Raw genomic sequence first — 14,371 nt, 5'->3', positions numbered from 1 at the left:
CAGATTAGAAGGATAAAGAATAATCTTTATATGCAGGCTTGGTAGAAAGCTGCCCGTTTGTTGAGGATAGCTTTTTACTAAGCCATATTAATATGGTATAGTTTGTCGTATGAAACTGAGGTGACCGACGTTGTTTGAACTGCTGATGCCCAAATTACGGGTGAATACCGTCTTTGATATTGATCTTGAAGGCTTGTATGCTCAAGGATATCGAGGCATTATTACAGATCTGGATAATACGCTGGTTGGCGCAAAAGCGCCGAATGCGACACCCGAGCTGGTGGCCTGGTTCGAAAAGGTCAAGCAGGCGGGTTTTAAGCTTGTCATTGTGTCCAACAACAACATGGACCGCGTATCCCTGTTTGCCACGCCTTTGGACATTGAATTTATACATGCCGCACGCAAGCCCTTCAACACGTCCTTTCACAAAGCCATTCGTATGATGGGGCTTACTCCGGAAAAGACTATTATGGTAGGGGACCAGATGTTAACGGATGTATTGGGAGGCAACCGATTGGGATTGCACACGGTATTGGTGCTGCCGATATCCATCCAGGACGAAGGAATCATGACCCGCTTTAATCGGCGGTTGGAGCGAATCGCGCTCACAAGGTTACGCATGAAAGGCTTATGGCTTGAGGAGGAAAAGAAGAATGACTGAAAGACCTGACGGCGAAACTGCCGTCAAATGTAGTGGCTGCGGTATCACCATGCAGACTATCAGTTCGGAGCTTCCGGGATATATTCCGGAAAAATCGCTTACACGTGAGCCTGTCATCTGTCAGCGCTGCTTCCGGATCAAAAACTATAATGAAACGTCCTCGGTGACGGTGGATCAGGACGAGTTCCTAAAGCTGCTCAGTCAGATCGGAGACAAGGATGCGCTCGTGATCCACATTGTAGACATCTTTGATTTTGAAGGAAGCTTGATTTCCGGCCTGCAGCGTTTTGTAGGCGCAAATCCGGTTGTATTGGCTGTAAACAAGATCGATTTGTTGCCGAAGGTAACGAATTGGAACAAGGTCCGCAACTGGGTACAAAAGCAAGCGAAGGAGTATGGATTACGCACGGCAGATATTGTTTTGTGCTCAGCTAAAAAAAATCAGGGCTTTGACCGTTTGCTGGATGTGGTTTCCGAGCTGCGCGGCAACCGGGACGTGTATGTAGTCGGTGCAACAAATGTAGGCAAATCCACTCTCATTAACCGCCTGATTCGTGATTATAGCGATATGGATCAGGAGCTTACAACATCCCGCTACCCGGGAACAACACTCGATATGGTGAATATTCCACTTGATGACGGAAGGCATATTATTGATACTCCGGGGATTGTATACCCTTGGCGATTCAGTGAGATCGTCTCCCGCCAGGATTTGAGCGCCATTATGCCGGACAAGCCATTGAAGCCTGCTGCTTATCAGTTGGATTCCGGGCAGACTTTGTTTTTCGGTGGTATGGCCCGATTTGATTTTATAGAGGGTCAGCACCAATCCTTTACATGCTACGTTAACAGTGGACTCAAAATACATCGCACCAAGCTGGAGCGGGCTGATCAGCTGTTTGCTGATCACGCCGGGGAATTGCTGTCTCCGCCAACGCGCGATCAATTGGAAGAGATGCCGGAATGGACAAGACATGAGTTCCGTGTACCCCGTAAATCACCGTCGGACATTTATATTTCCGGCTTGGGATGGATCAGGGTGAACAGTGATAGCGGAGCATTGGCAGCGGTTCATGCTCCTCGGGGAATCCGTGTCCTGTTGCGGCCTGCGTTGATTTAACAGTAGCTGCAGCCATGTTAGAGGGCGGCAAGGAACAAGTCAGGTTCCTGCCGCCATTCATGCATTTGTGCGGCCTAATATTTTGTAATAAGGGGGGAGAACAACGATGAACAGCGGGGAGTCTGGAGCGACCGAACAAGGACTTGTACTATTGGGCGTATTGGGTGATCCGATCAAGCACTCCAAATCACCTCTTATGCATAAAATAGCTTTACAGGCTGCTGGAATTGAGGGGGATTTTGTGCCACTTCATGTTAAGCCGGATCAGTTGGAAGATGCTATGAAGGGAATCCGGGCTTTGCATTTCCGAGGAGTCAATGTAACCATTCCCCATAAGGTTGAGGTTATGAAATATCTCGATGAGGTTGATGAAGGAGCCAGACTTATCGGCGCCGTCAATACGATTGTGAATGACGACGGACGGCTCAAGGGCTACAACACCGATGGAATCGGCTATGTGCGTTCCCTCAAGGAAGAAACTTCGGTTGAATTGAAAGGGGCCAAAATTGCGGTTCTTGGAGCCGGTGGAGCTGCTCGCGGTGTGATTCATGCTCTGTTAGAAGAACAGCCGGAATCGATTATGATTCTGAACCGAACGCGTGACAAAGCTGAACAGCTGGCACGGGAGTGGACGACGGAATCGATCCCGGTAACGGGATATTCCAACGAAGAAGCGAAGAACGTGCTTGCGGCGGTCGATGTATTGATCAATACGACTTCAGTCGGAATGTCTCCTTTATCGGATGAGCTTCCACTGGAAACGAGCCTGATTCCGAAGGGAATTATCGTAAGTGATCTGATCTATAACCCGCTGGAAACGAGGCTTTTACGTGAAAGCCGGGAACAACGTGACTGCACTGTGCATGGCGGCTTGGGCATGTTCGTGTATCAGGGAGCGGTGGCCTTCGAGTATTTTACAGGAGTTGCTCCAGCAGTAGATCAAATGCGGGCGGCCGTGCTGGGAAGCCTGTCTTAGATCAGATTGAACATTTAAATTTATGGAAATGCCGCATTGCATATGTGGTGATGAAGGAGTTAATTATACATGTTAACAGGTAAACAGAAAAGATATTTGCGCTCCATGGCGCATCATTTGGACCCGATTTTTCAAGTAGGGAAAAACGGCACGAATGAGCATCTGATGCGCCACATCAATGATGCGATTGAAAAACGCGAGCTGATGAAGGTGCAAATTTTGAACAACTGTTTGGACGATAAGCATGAAATTGCGGAAGAACTGGCTGCGGAAACAGGCTCCGAGCTTGTGCAAATCATTGGGAGCACCATTATTTTGTACAAGGAATCCCGTGATCACAAGCAAATCGAGTTGCCTAGAGGATAAACACGCGGGGGAATACTATGAAAATCGGTATTTTGGGCGGTACATTTGACCCGATTCATATTGGACATCTGCTGGCCGGAGAAGCCGCAAGGGATGCCTATGCGCTGGATCAGATATGGTTTATGCCTTCTCATATCCCTCCGCACAAGCATCAGGCAGGTGCGAGCGGCGTGCAGCGTTTGGAGATGACGCGAGAAGCGGTGGATGGGCATCCCGCTTTTGAAGTGCTGGATATTGAAGTGCTTCGAGGTGGGGTATCTTATACCATCGACACGATCATAGAGCTTCAGAAGCTGCATCCTGCGGCGAAATTTTATTTTATTATCGGCGCGGATATGGTGAACTATTTGCCACATTGGCAGGGAATTGAGGAGCTGGCACAGCGGATTTGCTTTATCGGTGTTAGGCGTCCCGGTTTCCAGCTTGCACTAAATGAGTTGCCGCATTATTTGCAGGACAAGATATTACTGGCGGATATGCCGGTGGTGGACATTTCTTCGACGGATATTCGGGAACGTGCTGCGGAAGGACGCACCATTCGTTATCTTGTGCCTGACCGTGTACATGACTACATAAAAAGGGGCGGTTTGTATGAAGTACAGCCGTGAACAATTAATGGAGGCCGTATCAGGCCAGATGCCTGAAAAACGCTGGAAGCACACGCTGGGTGTTATGCATACCTCGGTGGAGCTAGCCAAACGATATGGTGCAGACCCGGAGAAGGCCGAACTGGCCGCTATTTTGCATGATGTGGCGAAATATTGGCCTGTTCAGCAGATGGAAGAAGTCATTCGCAGCCATCCTGAGTGTGATCAGGAGCTTTTGAAGCATGACAAGCAGCTTTGGCATTCCGAGGTGGGATACTGCGTTGCAGCAAGAGATTACGGGGTGGACGATCCGGAAATACGGAATGCAATTCGCTGGCATACTTCAGGGCGCGTAGGCATGAGTCTGCTCGATAAGGTCGTGTGCCTTGCTGATTACATTGAACCGGGCCGGGATTTCCCCGGGGTTGATCATATCCGAAAGCAGGCAAAAAAAAGTCTGGAGCAAGGTCTTATTGCTGGATTCGACGCTACAATTTCATTGCTGCTGGAAAAGCAAAAGGTTATTTTTCCACTGACGGTCTTGTCGCGCAATGATTTGATTCAACAACTAAAACAGAGAAAAACGGAGGTTCATGAATGACCCTGACGACTGAGCAATTAATGCAAACTGCGGTTGAGGCCGCTACAGATAAAAAGGCAATGAATATCGTCGCACTGGATTTGCGGGGGATATCGCTGGTAGCGGATTATTTTGTCATTTGCCACGGTAACTCGGATACACAGGTACAGGCGATTGTAACAGAAATTCGCAAACGCGCTCATGATGAAGGTGTAACCATCAAAGGGATCGAAGGCATGGATTCCGCACGCTGGGTTCTGATGGATTTGGGGGATATCGTAGTACATGTCTTCCATCGCGACGAGCGTGAATATTACAACATCGAGCGACTCTGGTCGGACGCTAAGGTTGTGGAGAAGGTATGAATCTGATTGCTGGTACTTATGTCACTATTATGGTGGATCGTGAGGTGTCCCCTTTCGGCTACTTTCTCACCGCAGGTGAGCAGGATGTGCTGCTGCATTATACGGAGCTGACACGCGAGATCGAGATAGGTGAACGGTTGGAGGTATTTATTTTTTACGATACCGAGGATCGTTTGGCCGCAACCATGAAAAAGCCGTTCTTATCGCTGGGTGAAATGGCCAAGCTTGAGGTGGCTGATGTGCACCCGCGCTTGGGATGCTTCTTGGAGATGGGATTGGGTCGCCAACTGTTACTGCCCATTCGTGAGCTGCCTGAGAACCGGGATTTGCATCCTCGAGTGGGCGACCACGTGTATGCAATTATGGAGCATGACAAGCAGGGCAGACTGCGAGCCAAGCTTGCAGGGGAGCAGGAGCTGGCTCCGCTGTGCTTCCATGCCCCTGGTTCATGGCTAAATACGTGGGTGCAGGCTACCGTATACAAACCGCTCCAAATGGGCACATTTGTCCTGGTGGACGGAGGTGTGCTTGGTTTTGGGGCCATTGGCATGATTCATTCCTCAGAACGTAACCGGTTGCTTCGTCTGGGTGAAGAAGTGAAGGTACGGGTCGCGATGGTTCGTGAAGACGGCCGGGTCAATCTGGCCATGTCGCCACGTAAGGAAGTGGGACGCAATGAGGATGCAGACCGGTTGATAGCTTTTCTGAAAGAGCGTCCGGGTGGAGGTATGCCTTATTCGGATGCGACCCCGGCCGACATTATCAAGCAACGGTTCGGCATCAGTAAATCCGCCTTTAAGCGTGCGATGGGCAAGCTGATGAAGGAAGGGCTGGTTATCCAAAAAGAAAACTGGAGCTATCTGGTGGAGAAAATGCCTAAATCGAAGGACGGGAATGAGGAATAAACATGGCTGCTTACCGTAAGTTTGCATATGTGTATGATGAGCTGATGCAGGACATGCCGTACCTGGACTGGTTGAGCTTTGCACGGCAGGCTTGGGAGCAGTACGGTATGCCCCATACGGTGGCTGAGCTGGGCTGCGGAACGGGGGCCATTACGATTCCACTGGTTAACTCTGGCTTTGAGGTGACCGGTATTGACCTATCCTCTGATATGCTGGCGGTAGCCCGCCGCAAAATGGAAGCGACTCCGCAAGGACAGCGCCTGTTTCGTGAAGGAAGCGTCCGCTGGCTGCAGCAGGATATGCGAGAGTGGAATTTACCCGAGCCTGTCGACTCGGTCATTTCTTTTTGCGATTGTCTGAACTATTTGCTGGAGGAAGAGGATATAACGGCTACGTTTCGCAAAACGTATGCTGGTCTTAAGCCTGGCGGAACCTTTTTGTTTGATGTACATCATCCACAGACGTTTGTACGTTATGATGAAGAGCAGCCCTTTGTATTGGACGAACGCTCTATCTCCTATATCTGGACATGTGCGCTGGACACGCCTCGCTCTGAAATTGAGCATCATCTTAGTATTTTTGCGAGAGCAGAAAATGAAGGGCTCGATTTGTACCAACGATTTGAGGAAATTCATGTTCAGCGTGCCTATGACCCGGACTGGATGAAAGCAGAATTATCTAAAGCGGGGTTCCGTGATGTGAAGGTGTATGCGGATTTTGAATGGGTAGAAGCAGAAGATGACGCGGCGAGATTATTTTATGTTGCAGTAAAATAGCAGGGTGATCTGGCGAACAGGGGAAAATAAGGATGCTTTTCCACACTGGATCCAAGGTGTGCAGTCTTTATTTGACTTTTTTCGTGGTTTTCAATATAATAATGCCATTATTGATGGTTAAACAATCGCCGATGAGGAATAGTAGCTTTGTTTGGACATTTAGAGAGCTGGCGGGTGGTGCAAGCCGGTTGACAGTGCAAAGTGAACTCGCCTCGGAGATATGCGCCCAACGCAGGAACGCCCTATACAGGTGCTTATATTCTGTTATTAACCCGCATCGGATCACCTCCGTTATCAGGTGCAAAGGGAGTAGAACGCGAAGAACGCTTTCTGCTAACTAGGGTGGTACCACGGGAATATAACCTCTCGTCCCTAGCGCTGACACGCTACGGGATGTAGAGGTTTTTTTGATGCATACCGTTTGAGGAGGAAATGACAATGACAGACACACAGCCGAAGCACGGCTATCAACCGCAAAGTATTGAACCCAAATGGCAGAAATATTGGGATGAGAACAAGACGTTCCGCACGGGAGAAGAGCCAGGCAAACCGAAATTTTATGCTTTGGATATGTTCCCGTACCCGTCTGGAGCCGGCCTGCATGTAGGCCATCCGGAGGGTTACACGGCTACAGATATTGTTTCACGTTATAAAAGAATGCGCGGCTACAACGTGCTGCATCCGATGGGATGGGACGCCTTCGGTTTGCCTGCTGAGCAGCATGCGCTGGATACAGGTGAGCACCCGCGTGAAATCACGGTGAAGAACGTAAATAACTTCCGCCGTCAAATCAAATCGCTCGGCTTCTCATATGATTGGGAGCGTGAAATTAGCACGACTGATCCTGAATACTATAAATGGACACAGTGGATCTTTATTCAGTTGTACAAACGCGGCCTTGCTTATGTAGCTGAAGTGCCTGTGAACTGGTGTCCTGCGCTGGGGACAGTGCTGGCAAATGAGGAAGTAATTGACGGTAAAAGTGAGCGTGGCGGCCATCCGGTCATTCGTAAGCCGATGCGTCAATGGATGCTGAAAATCACCGAATATGCGGATCGTTTGCTGGATGACCTGGAGGAGCTGGACTGGTCCGAGAGCATTAAGGATATGCAGCGGAACTGGATCGGTAAATCAACCGGGGCAGAGGTTCATTTTCCAATTGATGGACATGACAAGCAGCTGACGGTCTTTACCACCCGTCCGGATACGCTGTTTGGTGCAGGCTACTGTGTGCTGGCTCCTGAGCAGGAATTGGTGGATTTTATTACTACACCTGAACAAAAGGATGCCGTGGATCATTATCGTGAGCAGGCTGCTCGTAAAAGTGATCTGGAGCGTACGGATCTGGCCAAGGACAAAACAGGCGTATTCACAGGTGCATATGCGGTGAACCCGGTAAACGGGGAAAAGCTGCCGATCTGGATTGCCGACTATGTGCTGGCAGGCTATGGAACCGGCGCAATTATGGCTGTACCGGGTCATGATACACGTGACTGGGAATTTGCCAAAAAGTTTGGCTTGAAGATTACCGAGGTTGTTCAAGGTGGAGATGTAGATAAAGCAGCGTATACCGAGGATGGCCCGCACGTCAATTCAGGGCCGCTGAATGGACTTACCAACGAGGAAGCGATTCCGAAGATGATCGAATGGCTGGAAGCCGAGGGTAAAGGACAGGGTAAAGTAACCTACCGTCTGCGTGACTGGCTGTTCAGCCGACAACGCTATTGGGGTGAGCCAATTCCGGTGATCCATCTGGAAGATGGCACGATCAAAACCGTTCCTGAGGATCAACTGCCGCTTACACTGCCGGAGATGGACAACATCAAGCCTTCAGGCACAGGGGAATCCCCGCTGGCCAACGCGGCAGAATGGGTAGAAACCATTGATCCCGAGACAGGCATGAAGGCACGCCGCGAGACCAACACGATGCCGCAATGGGCAGGAAGCTGTTGGTATTACCTGCGCTTTATTGATCCGAAAAATGATCAAGAGCTTGTCTCCAAGGAGAAGCAGCGCGAATGGCTGCCTGTTGATCTTTATATTGGCGGAGCGGAGCATGCGGTTCTTCACCTGCTGTATGCCCGTTTCTGGCACAAGGTGCTGTATGATCTCGGCGTAGTGGAAACAAAAGAGCCTTTCTACAAGCTGGTTAACCAGGGCATGATTTTGGGCAATAACAATGAAAAAATGAGTAAATCACGCGGCAATGTCATTAACCCTGACGATATTGTGAATACATTTGGCGCCGATACGCTGCGTATATATGAGATGTTCATGGGACCGCTGGAAGCGACCAAGCCATGGAGCGAGAACGGGGTTGAAGGAGCACATCGCTTCCTGTCCCGTGTATGGCGCCTGTTTGTATCCGACGATGGCAGCCTGAACACCAAAATTACAGATGATGACGGCAGTGATGAATTTAAACGGACCTGGCATAAAACGTTGAAAAAAGTAACTGAAGATCTGGAAGGCCTGCGCTTCAATACAGCGATTAGCCAACTGATGATTTTCACCAACGATGCTTATAAAGCAGACCTTCTGCCGCGTGCAGCAATGGAAAACTTTGTGCAAATGCTGTCGCCGTTTGCGCCACATCTGGCTGAGGAATTGTGGCAGCTGCTGGGACACAATGAAAGCATTACGTACGCGGCTTGGCCTGCTTATGACGAAGCCTGGACAATAGAGGCTGAAGTGGAAATTGTCATTCAGGTAAATGGAAAAATTGTGCAGCGTGCAACGGTTGCCAAGGATCTTGATGCCAAAGCGATGGAAGCTTTCGCTTTGTCGCTGGAAAACGTTCAGCAGGCGCTGGCTGGCAAAACGGTTCGTAAGGTAATCGCTGTTCCAGGCAAGCTGGTTAATATTGTTGCCGGTTAATCGGCTTTAAGCTTGAAGGAGACATACACCTTTTGCATGTCCTCCTCATACTTGTTGTGCGTGGCCCGTATCAGCTCGGGGAAGACACCATGCAGGCTGGTGTCTAGCAGTGCAAGGGCTTCGGCAGTGATGCCTCCAGGAACCGCTACCCTGGCCTGTAATTCGGCTGGTGTCATCCCGCCTTCTGTAAGCAGCTTTCCTGTACCGATGATCATTTCACCGACCAGGGCGCATAGCTCCGTACGGTCTATACCTGTGGCTTGAACTGCGGCTTCAATCCACTGGTCCATAAAAAAGGCCAGGAAAGCAGGTCCGCAGCTGGAGAAATCTGATGTGATTCGCGTATAAGGCTCTTGAACCCGAATTGGCCTGCTGATGTGGGACATAAGCTCTTCCAGTAGGGAGCGGTCCTCCTCTGTAATCCGACTGCCATAGATGCAGAGCGAGGCTCCGCTACCGACCTGGTGAGTGATGCTCGGAATAATTTTGGACACTTTGGCTTTCAGCACATGCTCCAAAATACGTAGCTGCACCGGGCTTGTGATCGATACGACAATCTGCTCTTCTGAAATGACGTTGCGTATTTCATCCGTTACGGTCTTGGATTCCAGCGGTTTCACGCAGATAAACAGGATATCGCTTTCCGCTGCCGTTTCACGGTTGCTTTGGGCTGCATGCAAACCTGGATAACGACGGGCCAGCTCGGCTACCTTGGAGTGCGTTCGATTGCTTGCTGATATTTGCTGCGGCCTCAGGGCGCCTGAATGAATAAAAGCTTCAATTAGCAGACTTCCCATGCTGCCAGTCCCGATAAATCCAACTTTCATTGTTCAACGTCCTCCTTTCATACTTTGGGGTATAGACGCTGTCATTCTTCTTAGTGTATGCATCCGGTCTTGATCGACATGACGAATTTTTGTCTGAGTAGGCTAGATGTTTCCGGGGTGTGCCACTCTTAAGGAAAAATGGCTCACAGCAAAACCGTATGGAGGTTGTTACATCCTCCGGTTTAATGGGAAGGGACAGCTTGTTCTGTTCGATTGAGACGATTGTTACCAGCGGCTCAATTTCCCGAAATTCATGTAGAACAGGGGACGAGATGAAAATGAAACGCGTATGGACCGGAACAGCGATAACACTGGCTGTAATCGGGAGTGGGCTTATTTTGTTTGCCGGAGGTCAGCGCGAAGAGCCGCAAGAAGAATGGACTTTGCTTAACCCCAAGGTGGAGCAGGTATTAGCGCCGGAGTCAGAGCCCAAGGAATTGCAGGGCAACAGTGATGACGCTCCAGGAAAGCGTGCTGCAAAAGCGAATTCAGACCAAGCGGAACGCAGCCCGGATGCCCAGGCTGCTGGCACTGTGAAGCATAATTCAATGCAGGGGACTGCTGCCAATGAACCGGTTGCTGTGAACGAAAACTCCGCTATCGGAAATGCAGGTACCGTTAAGCAACCCAATGTGGCGAATTCAAGTTCAGACACAGAGGATGTCCGTTCTAATCCAGCTAATGCATCCGGATCCGGTGAAAAAAAGGTGAATATCAACACAGCGACTGCAGCCGAGTTAATGGAGCTGCCGGGAGTTGGAGCCAAAAAGGCCGAAGCGATTTTGGACTACCGTAATCAGCACGGGCCATTCAAACGTGTGAATGATTTGGATCGTGTGAAGGGCATCGGCCCTAAAATGCTGGCAAAAATGAAGCCTTACGTCAGCTTGTAAGCTGTACTAAATTACGGTAACCAGGCTCTGAGAATGAACTTTAGCGGAAATGATTGTCGTTCTAACTTGTTTATTACGGGAGAGATAGTTATGAGTGCAGATGTACGCAAGGACTGGGACACTTATTTTATGGATATCGCTTATATGGTATCCACCCGTTCGCGCTGCTCGCGGCGTCATGTCGGAGCCGTACTTGTGCAAGGTAAAAAGCTTTTGGGGACCGCCTATAACGGTGCCCCTTCCGGGGTGCCTGATTGCTCTGAGGCAGGCTGTATGATCTCGGAGGAGTATGAGGTTGTTGATCGTGATGGCCGTGAGGAGATGGTTAAAAAGCAGCGCTGTATCCGTACGATTCATGCGGAGCAGAATCTGCTGCTGTTCACTGACCGGATTGATCGCGAAGGCTCTTCCGTATATGTTACTGACCAGCCGTGCTGGACGTGTGCCAATATGCTGGCAAACAGCGGTATTGTGGAGATTGTATACCATCGGCCTTATCCTAAAGATGCCGACAAGGTTCGGGCCATGTTAGAGGAGAAAGGCATTGCCTTCCGCATGCTGGAGACCTATCATCCACCTAAGGAAACATTAATGGATGTTAAAAATTAAAGAGTACATGAGGAAGAACCTCTGACGACTGCTATGTTGTCAGGGGTTCTTTTTTATTCGCAGATTGACAGCAAGGAGTATGTTGCTACCGAGAGGTGATTGTATTCAGACCAAACTTGTACTAACCAGACCTATATTGACCCTTACCGTATGCTGGATTACAGGAAGTGCAGGAGCTTGTCTTTATTCCGGACGTATGCTTTTGTTGCTCTGGACGGGAGTTACACTGATACTTCCTTTTATTTCCTTGTGGATGAAAATTCCCTTTCGACATATGGTATGGCTCTGGCTTGCTTTGAGCGGTGGCGGGTTTCATTGGGCTTGGCATGATCTGCATAATGTGAGCGGTATTCCCGATGCTCTTCATGTGCCTGCTGCTGCGGTGGAAGACATGCCTGTGCAAGCAATAGGATTTATTGCTTCCCAAGTGCAGGTAGATGGTTATCGAGCGCAATTTGAGATGCGAATCACCGCGCTCAATCAGACGGGTGGTAATTCAGAAGAGAGCAAGAAACAGGCATCTTTTTCTGAACAGGTTATCGTTCACATCAAGCTGGCTGCCAAGCAGGAACAGCAAATTGCGGCAGCATGGCAGCGTGGAGACGCAATTCAACTGCGCGGCAGCTTGAAGGCTCCCGCCAAAGCGGGAAACTTTGGCGGCTTCGATTATAGTAAATATCTACATACCCAGGAAATTCACTGGCTCTTTAAAGGAAATGGAGCCGCATCACTGCAGAGGCAGCCAGCTTCCCTGTGGAATCGTTACACTTTATTCAGGTGGAATGATCAGCTTAGAGAGCAGCTGGGGCAACGAATGGAAGCGGCATTTACATCCCTTCATCATGCCGGATACATGAAAGGACTGGTACTGGGGGTTACGGATGAGCTGGACCCGGCAACGTATAACGAATTTACACAGCTGGGACTAACGCATATTTTAGCGATATCCGGCATGCATGTAGCGGTATATGCAGCTACATTGCTATATATACTCAAGCTGCTGCGCATAAGCCGCGAGGCATCCCTGACAGTTGTGATGATACTTATTCCGGCTTATGTTCTGCTGACAGGTGCTTCTCCATCAGTGGTGAGAGCTGGGATCATGGCGATGATCGGTTTGTTTGCAGCCAGGCGAGGTGTACTTAAAGACGGACTTAACATTTTGAGCATATCTGCGCTGCTGATGCTCCTATGGAATCCGTATTACCTGCTTAGCGTCAGTTTTCAGCTTTCCTATTTGGTGACAGCCGGGCTGCTTGTTTACATGCCGCTCATGAAGCCCTTTTTCGCCAAATGGCCTCTCCTGATCGGCGGTGAAATTGCGATTACGATTACGGCACAACTTGTTTCGTTCCCAATGACGGTATTCTACTTTAATCAATTTTCGCTGCTATCGTTTATAGCTAACTTTGTGCTCGCGCCACTGATCACTTATATTGTCCTTCCAATCGGTACGGTGGCGATGGGACTCGCCTTTCTATGGGTGAACGGGGCCCGTGCCCTTGCGTGGCCGGCAGAGCAATTGAACAATCTGAGCTTTTTGCTTGTAAAATGGCTGAATGTAGATGATGTTTATGTGAGTATTTGGCCGTCATCCTCGATCCTGTGGGTCGTGGCGTATTATGCAGCTTTGTACAGTGTGCTGTACTGGCTCAAGGCATGGCTGGCGTCCCGAAGGCAAGCCGACGAAATAGCTGTTTTAAGCTCTGCCTCCATATCATCGCCCATTCATACGGGCTTGGCGGCTTCTGCAGAGTGGGGAGCTATCCTGCAAACAGATCATGAGCCTGAAGGAGCGGGCAAATATGCACATCGACAGTGGAACCGTTACCGATATTTGGCACTGACTTTAAGCGGAATAGCTTGGCTGGGTATACTGTGCACAGGGTATCAGGCTCCGGCTGAAGAAAATGCGGGTACAGTTCAATACCTGGATGTAGGCCAAGGCGACAGCATTCTAATTACAACGCCGGGCGGCAAACACATTTTGGTGGATGGGGGAGGAACAATGGATTTTGCGACAGGGAAAAATGCCTGGCGTAAGCGTAAGGACCCCTACGAGGTAGGCGCGGATACGATTGTACCCCTGCTGAAGCAACGCGGTGTGCATCGGCTGGATGCCATTATTTTAACGCATGGAGATCATGATCATGCCGGAGGACTACAAGCTGTGCTTGACCAGATTCCTGTAACAACCTTGTTTTTTAACGGTACCGTAACAGACAAAGCACCATTTCGCAAACTGCTGAGTACGGCTTTAAACAAGCAGATCAAGCTGTACGGTGCATACTATGGAATGAGCTGGAAGCCGGATCAGGATACGCAAATCCGCTTTCTCTATCCCTTTCCGTTACAGGAGAATGTATCTGGGCAGTTGCCTGTTATGAAGGAACAGAATCAGCATTCCATTGTCATGATCTTAGAAATGGAGGGAGTCTCTTTCTTGTTCACAGGGGATATGGATGATGCCGCAGAAGCGTTGCTGCTATCTGAATTAACCCATTCTTCATCCCGAATGAAGGACCAGGAGGGAGTGGGGACTGTAGCACAAGCTGTAGACGTCATGAAAATAGCACATCACGGCAGCAAGTATTCTACTTCTGAGGAGTGGTTATCCTACTGGCGGCCGCAGGTATCCGTCATTTCGGTTGGTGCAGGCAATACCTATGGACACCCGAATAAAGCGGTATTGGAACGTTTAGCGGCAGCGGGCTCAGACATCTATCGTACTGATACGATGGGAGAGATCCAATTTCATGCGCAGCAGGGCAAATTGAGTGTGCGGTATAAGCACAAACATGGACAAACAGATGCAAAATAGAAACCATA

13 protein-coding genes, 1 pseudogene and 1 other annotated feature are annotated in these 14,371 nt (G+C 49.5%); of the genes and pseudogenes, 13 read left to right on the top strand and 1 reads right to left on the bottom strand.

Annotation, left to right across the window (positions count from 1 at the left end; translation table 11 throughout):
* Nucleotides 1–130: 130 nt before the first annotated feature.
* The 10 genes from JO375_RS11810 to leuS all read left to right on the top strand — a co-directional run bounded on the left by JO375_RS11810 (nt 131) and on the right by leuS (nt 9,213).
* Nucleotides 131–661, top strand: coding sequence for a YqeG family HAD IIIA-type phosphatase (locus JO375_RS11810; protein ID WP_229524656.1), 531 nt, complete (start codon nt 131–133; stop codon nt 659–661).
* Nucleotides 654–1,781, top strand: coding sequence for a ribosome biogenesis GTPase YqeH (gene yqeH / locus JO375_RS11805; protein ID WP_229524655.1), 1,128 nt, complete (start codon nt 654–656; stop codon nt 1,779–1,781). Before JO375_RS11810 ends, yqeH begins: the two co-directional genes overlap by 8 nt.
* A gap of 106 nt (nt 1,782–1,887) precedes the next feature.
* On the top strand, nt 1,888–2,757 hold the full coding sequence (aroE, locus tag JO375_RS11800) for a shikimate dehydrogenase (RefSeq protein WP_229524654.1): 870 nt from the start codon (nt 1,888–1,890) through the stop codon (nt 2,755–2,757).
* 69 nt (nt 2,758–2,826) lie between these two features.
* Complete coding sequence (yhbY, locus tag JO375_RS11795; protein WP_229524653.1) at nt 2,827–3,123, top strand: ribosome assembly RNA-binding protein YhbY; 297 nt, start codon at nt 2,827–2,829, stop codon at nt 3,121–3,123.
* 17 nt (nt 3,124–3,140) lie between these two features.
* The gene (nadD, locus tag JO375_RS11790; protein ID WP_229524652.1) at nt 3,141–3,731 is read left to right on the top strand and encodes a nicotinate-nucleotide adenylyltransferase; all 591 of its coding nucleotides are present in this window, start codon (nt 3,141–3,143) and stop codon (nt 3,729–3,731) included.
* A complete protein-coding gene (gene yqeK / locus JO375_RS11785; protein ID WP_229524651.1) occupies nt 3,715–4,311 on the top strand; it encodes a bis(5'-nucleosyl)-tetraphosphatase (symmetrical) YqeK in 597 nt (198 codons plus the stop codon). Before nadD ends, yqeK begins: the two co-directional genes overlap by 17 nt.
* Nucleotides 4,308–4,655 carry a ribosome silencing factor gene (gene rsfS, locus JO375_RS11780; RefSeq protein WP_229524650.1) on the top strand — a complete coding sequence of 116 codons (348 nt, stop codon included), beginning with the start codon at nt 4,308–4,310 and terminating at the stop codon, nt 4,653–4,655. Before yqeK ends, rsfS begins: the two co-directional genes overlap by 4 nt.
* Nucleotides 4,652–5,560 carry a CvfB family protein gene (locus JO375_RS11775; RefSeq protein ID WP_229524649.1) on the top strand — a complete coding sequence of 303 codons (909 nt, stop codon included), beginning with the start codon at nt 4,652–4,654 and terminating at the stop codon, nt 5,558–5,560. Before rsfS ends, JO375_RS11775 begins: the two co-directional genes overlap by 4 nt.
* Before the next feature lie 2 nt (nt 5,561–5,562).
* On the top strand, nt 5,563–6,336 hold the full coding sequence (locus tag JO375_RS11770) for a class I SAM-dependent DNA methyltransferase (RefSeq protein ID WP_229524648.1): 774 nt from the start codon (nt 5,563–5,565) through the stop codon (nt 6,334–6,336).
* A 119-nt stretch (nt 6,337–6,455) separates the two neighbouring features.
* Nucleotides 6,456–6,713: a binding site (T-box leader), on the top strand.
* A 61-nt stretch (nt 6,714–6,774) separates the two neighbouring features.
* Complete coding sequence (gene leuS / locus JO375_RS11765) at nt 6,775–9,213, top strand: leucine--tRNA ligase (RefSeq protein ID WP_229524647.1); 2,439 nt, start codon at nt 6,775–6,777, stop codon at nt 9,211–9,213.
* On the opposite strand, the pseudogene comER reads toward leuS, so the two are convergent.
* Nucleotides 9,194–10,040: pseudogene (gene comER / locus JO375_RS11760) on the bottom strand (late competence protein ComER). The gene leuS and the pseudogene comER overlap by 20 nt on opposite strands.
* Nucleotides 10,041–10,318: 278 nt before the next feature.
* On the opposite strand from comER, the gene JO375_RS11755 reads away from it, so the two are divergent.
* The 3 genes from JO375_RS11755 (at nt 10,319) to JO375_RS11745 (ending at nt 14,363) form a co-directional block, all read left to right on the top strand.
* Nucleotides 10,319–10,933 carry a ComEA family DNA-binding protein gene (locus tag JO375_RS11755; protein ID WP_229524645.1) on the top strand — a complete coding sequence of 205 codons (615 nt, stop codon included), beginning with the start codon at nt 10,319–10,321 and terminating at the stop codon, nt 10,931–10,933.
* Nucleotides 10,934–11,023: 90 nt separating this feature from the next.
* Complete coding sequence (locus JO375_RS11750; RefSeq protein WP_229524644.1) at nt 11,024–11,542, top strand: deoxycytidylate deaminase; 519 nt, start codon at nt 11,024–11,026, stop codon at nt 11,540–11,542.
* Between the two features lie 196 nt (nt 11,543–11,738).
* Nucleotides 11,739–14,363 (top strand): ComEC/Rec2 family competence protein, encoded by a 2,625-nt coding sequence (locus JO375_RS11745; RefSeq protein ID WP_229524643.1) that lies wholly within the window; start codon nt 11,739–11,741, stop codon nt 14,361–14,363.
* The last annotated feature ends 8 nt before the right edge of the window (nt 14,364–14,371 follow it).

It is taken from the genome of Paenibacillus farraposensis, assembly GCF_020736845.1.
Lineage (GTDB): Bacteria > Bacillota > Bacilli > Paenibacillales > Paenibacillaceae > Paenibacillus > Paenibacillus farraposensis.
This window is presented reverse-complemented; position numbering and strand designations above follow the sequence as displayed.

What these genes read in the sequence shown, in the direction of transcription:
- yqeH (WP_229524655.1), top strand. Translation starts at nt 654, where the DNA reads ATGACTGAAAGACCTGACGGCGAAACTGCCGTCAAATGTAGTGGCTGC.
- aroE (WP_229524654.1), top strand. Translation starts at nt 1,888, where the DNA reads ATGAACAGCGGGGAGTCTGGAGCGACCGAACAAGGACTTGTACTATTG.
- yhbY (WP_229524653.1), top strand. Translation starts at nt 2,827, where the DNA reads ATGTTAACAGGTAAACAGAAAAGATATTTGCGCTCCATGGCGCATCAT.
- nadD (WP_229524652.1), top strand. Translation starts at nt 3,141, where the DNA reads ATGAAAATCGGTATTTTGGGCGGTACATTTGACCCGATTCATATTGGA.
- yqeK (WP_229524651.1), top strand. Translation starts at nt 3,715, where the DNA reads ATGAAGTACAGCCGTGAACAATTAATGGAGGCCGTATCAGGCCAGATG.
- rsfS (WP_229524650.1), top strand. Translation starts at nt 4,308, where the DNA reads ATGACCCTGACGACTGAGCAATTAATGCAAACTGCGGTTGAGGCCGCT.
- JO375_RS11775 (WP_229524649.1), top strand. Translation starts at nt 4,652, where the DNA reads ATGAATCTGATTGCTGGTACTTATGTCACTATTATGGTGGATCGTGAG.
- JO375_RS11770 (WP_229524648.1), top strand. Translation starts at nt 5,563, where the DNA reads ATGGCTGCTTACCGTAAGTTTGCATATGTGTATGATGAGCTGATGCAG.
- leuS (WP_229524647.1), top strand. Translation starts at nt 6,775, where the DNA reads ATGACAGACACACAGCCGAAGCACGGCTATCAACCGCAAAGTATTGAA.
- JO375_RS11755 (WP_229524645.1), top strand. Translation starts at nt 10,319, where the DNA reads ATGAAACGCGTATGGACCGGAACAGCGATAACACTGGCTGTAATCGGG.
- JO375_RS11750 (WP_229524644.1), top strand. Translation starts at nt 11,024, where the DNA reads ATGAGTGCAGATGTACGCAAGGACTGGGACACTTATTTTATGGATATC.
- JO375_RS11745 (WP_229524643.1), top strand. Translation starts at nt 11,739, where the DNA reads ATGCTTTTGTTGCTCTGGACGGGAGTTACACTGATACTTCCTTTTATT.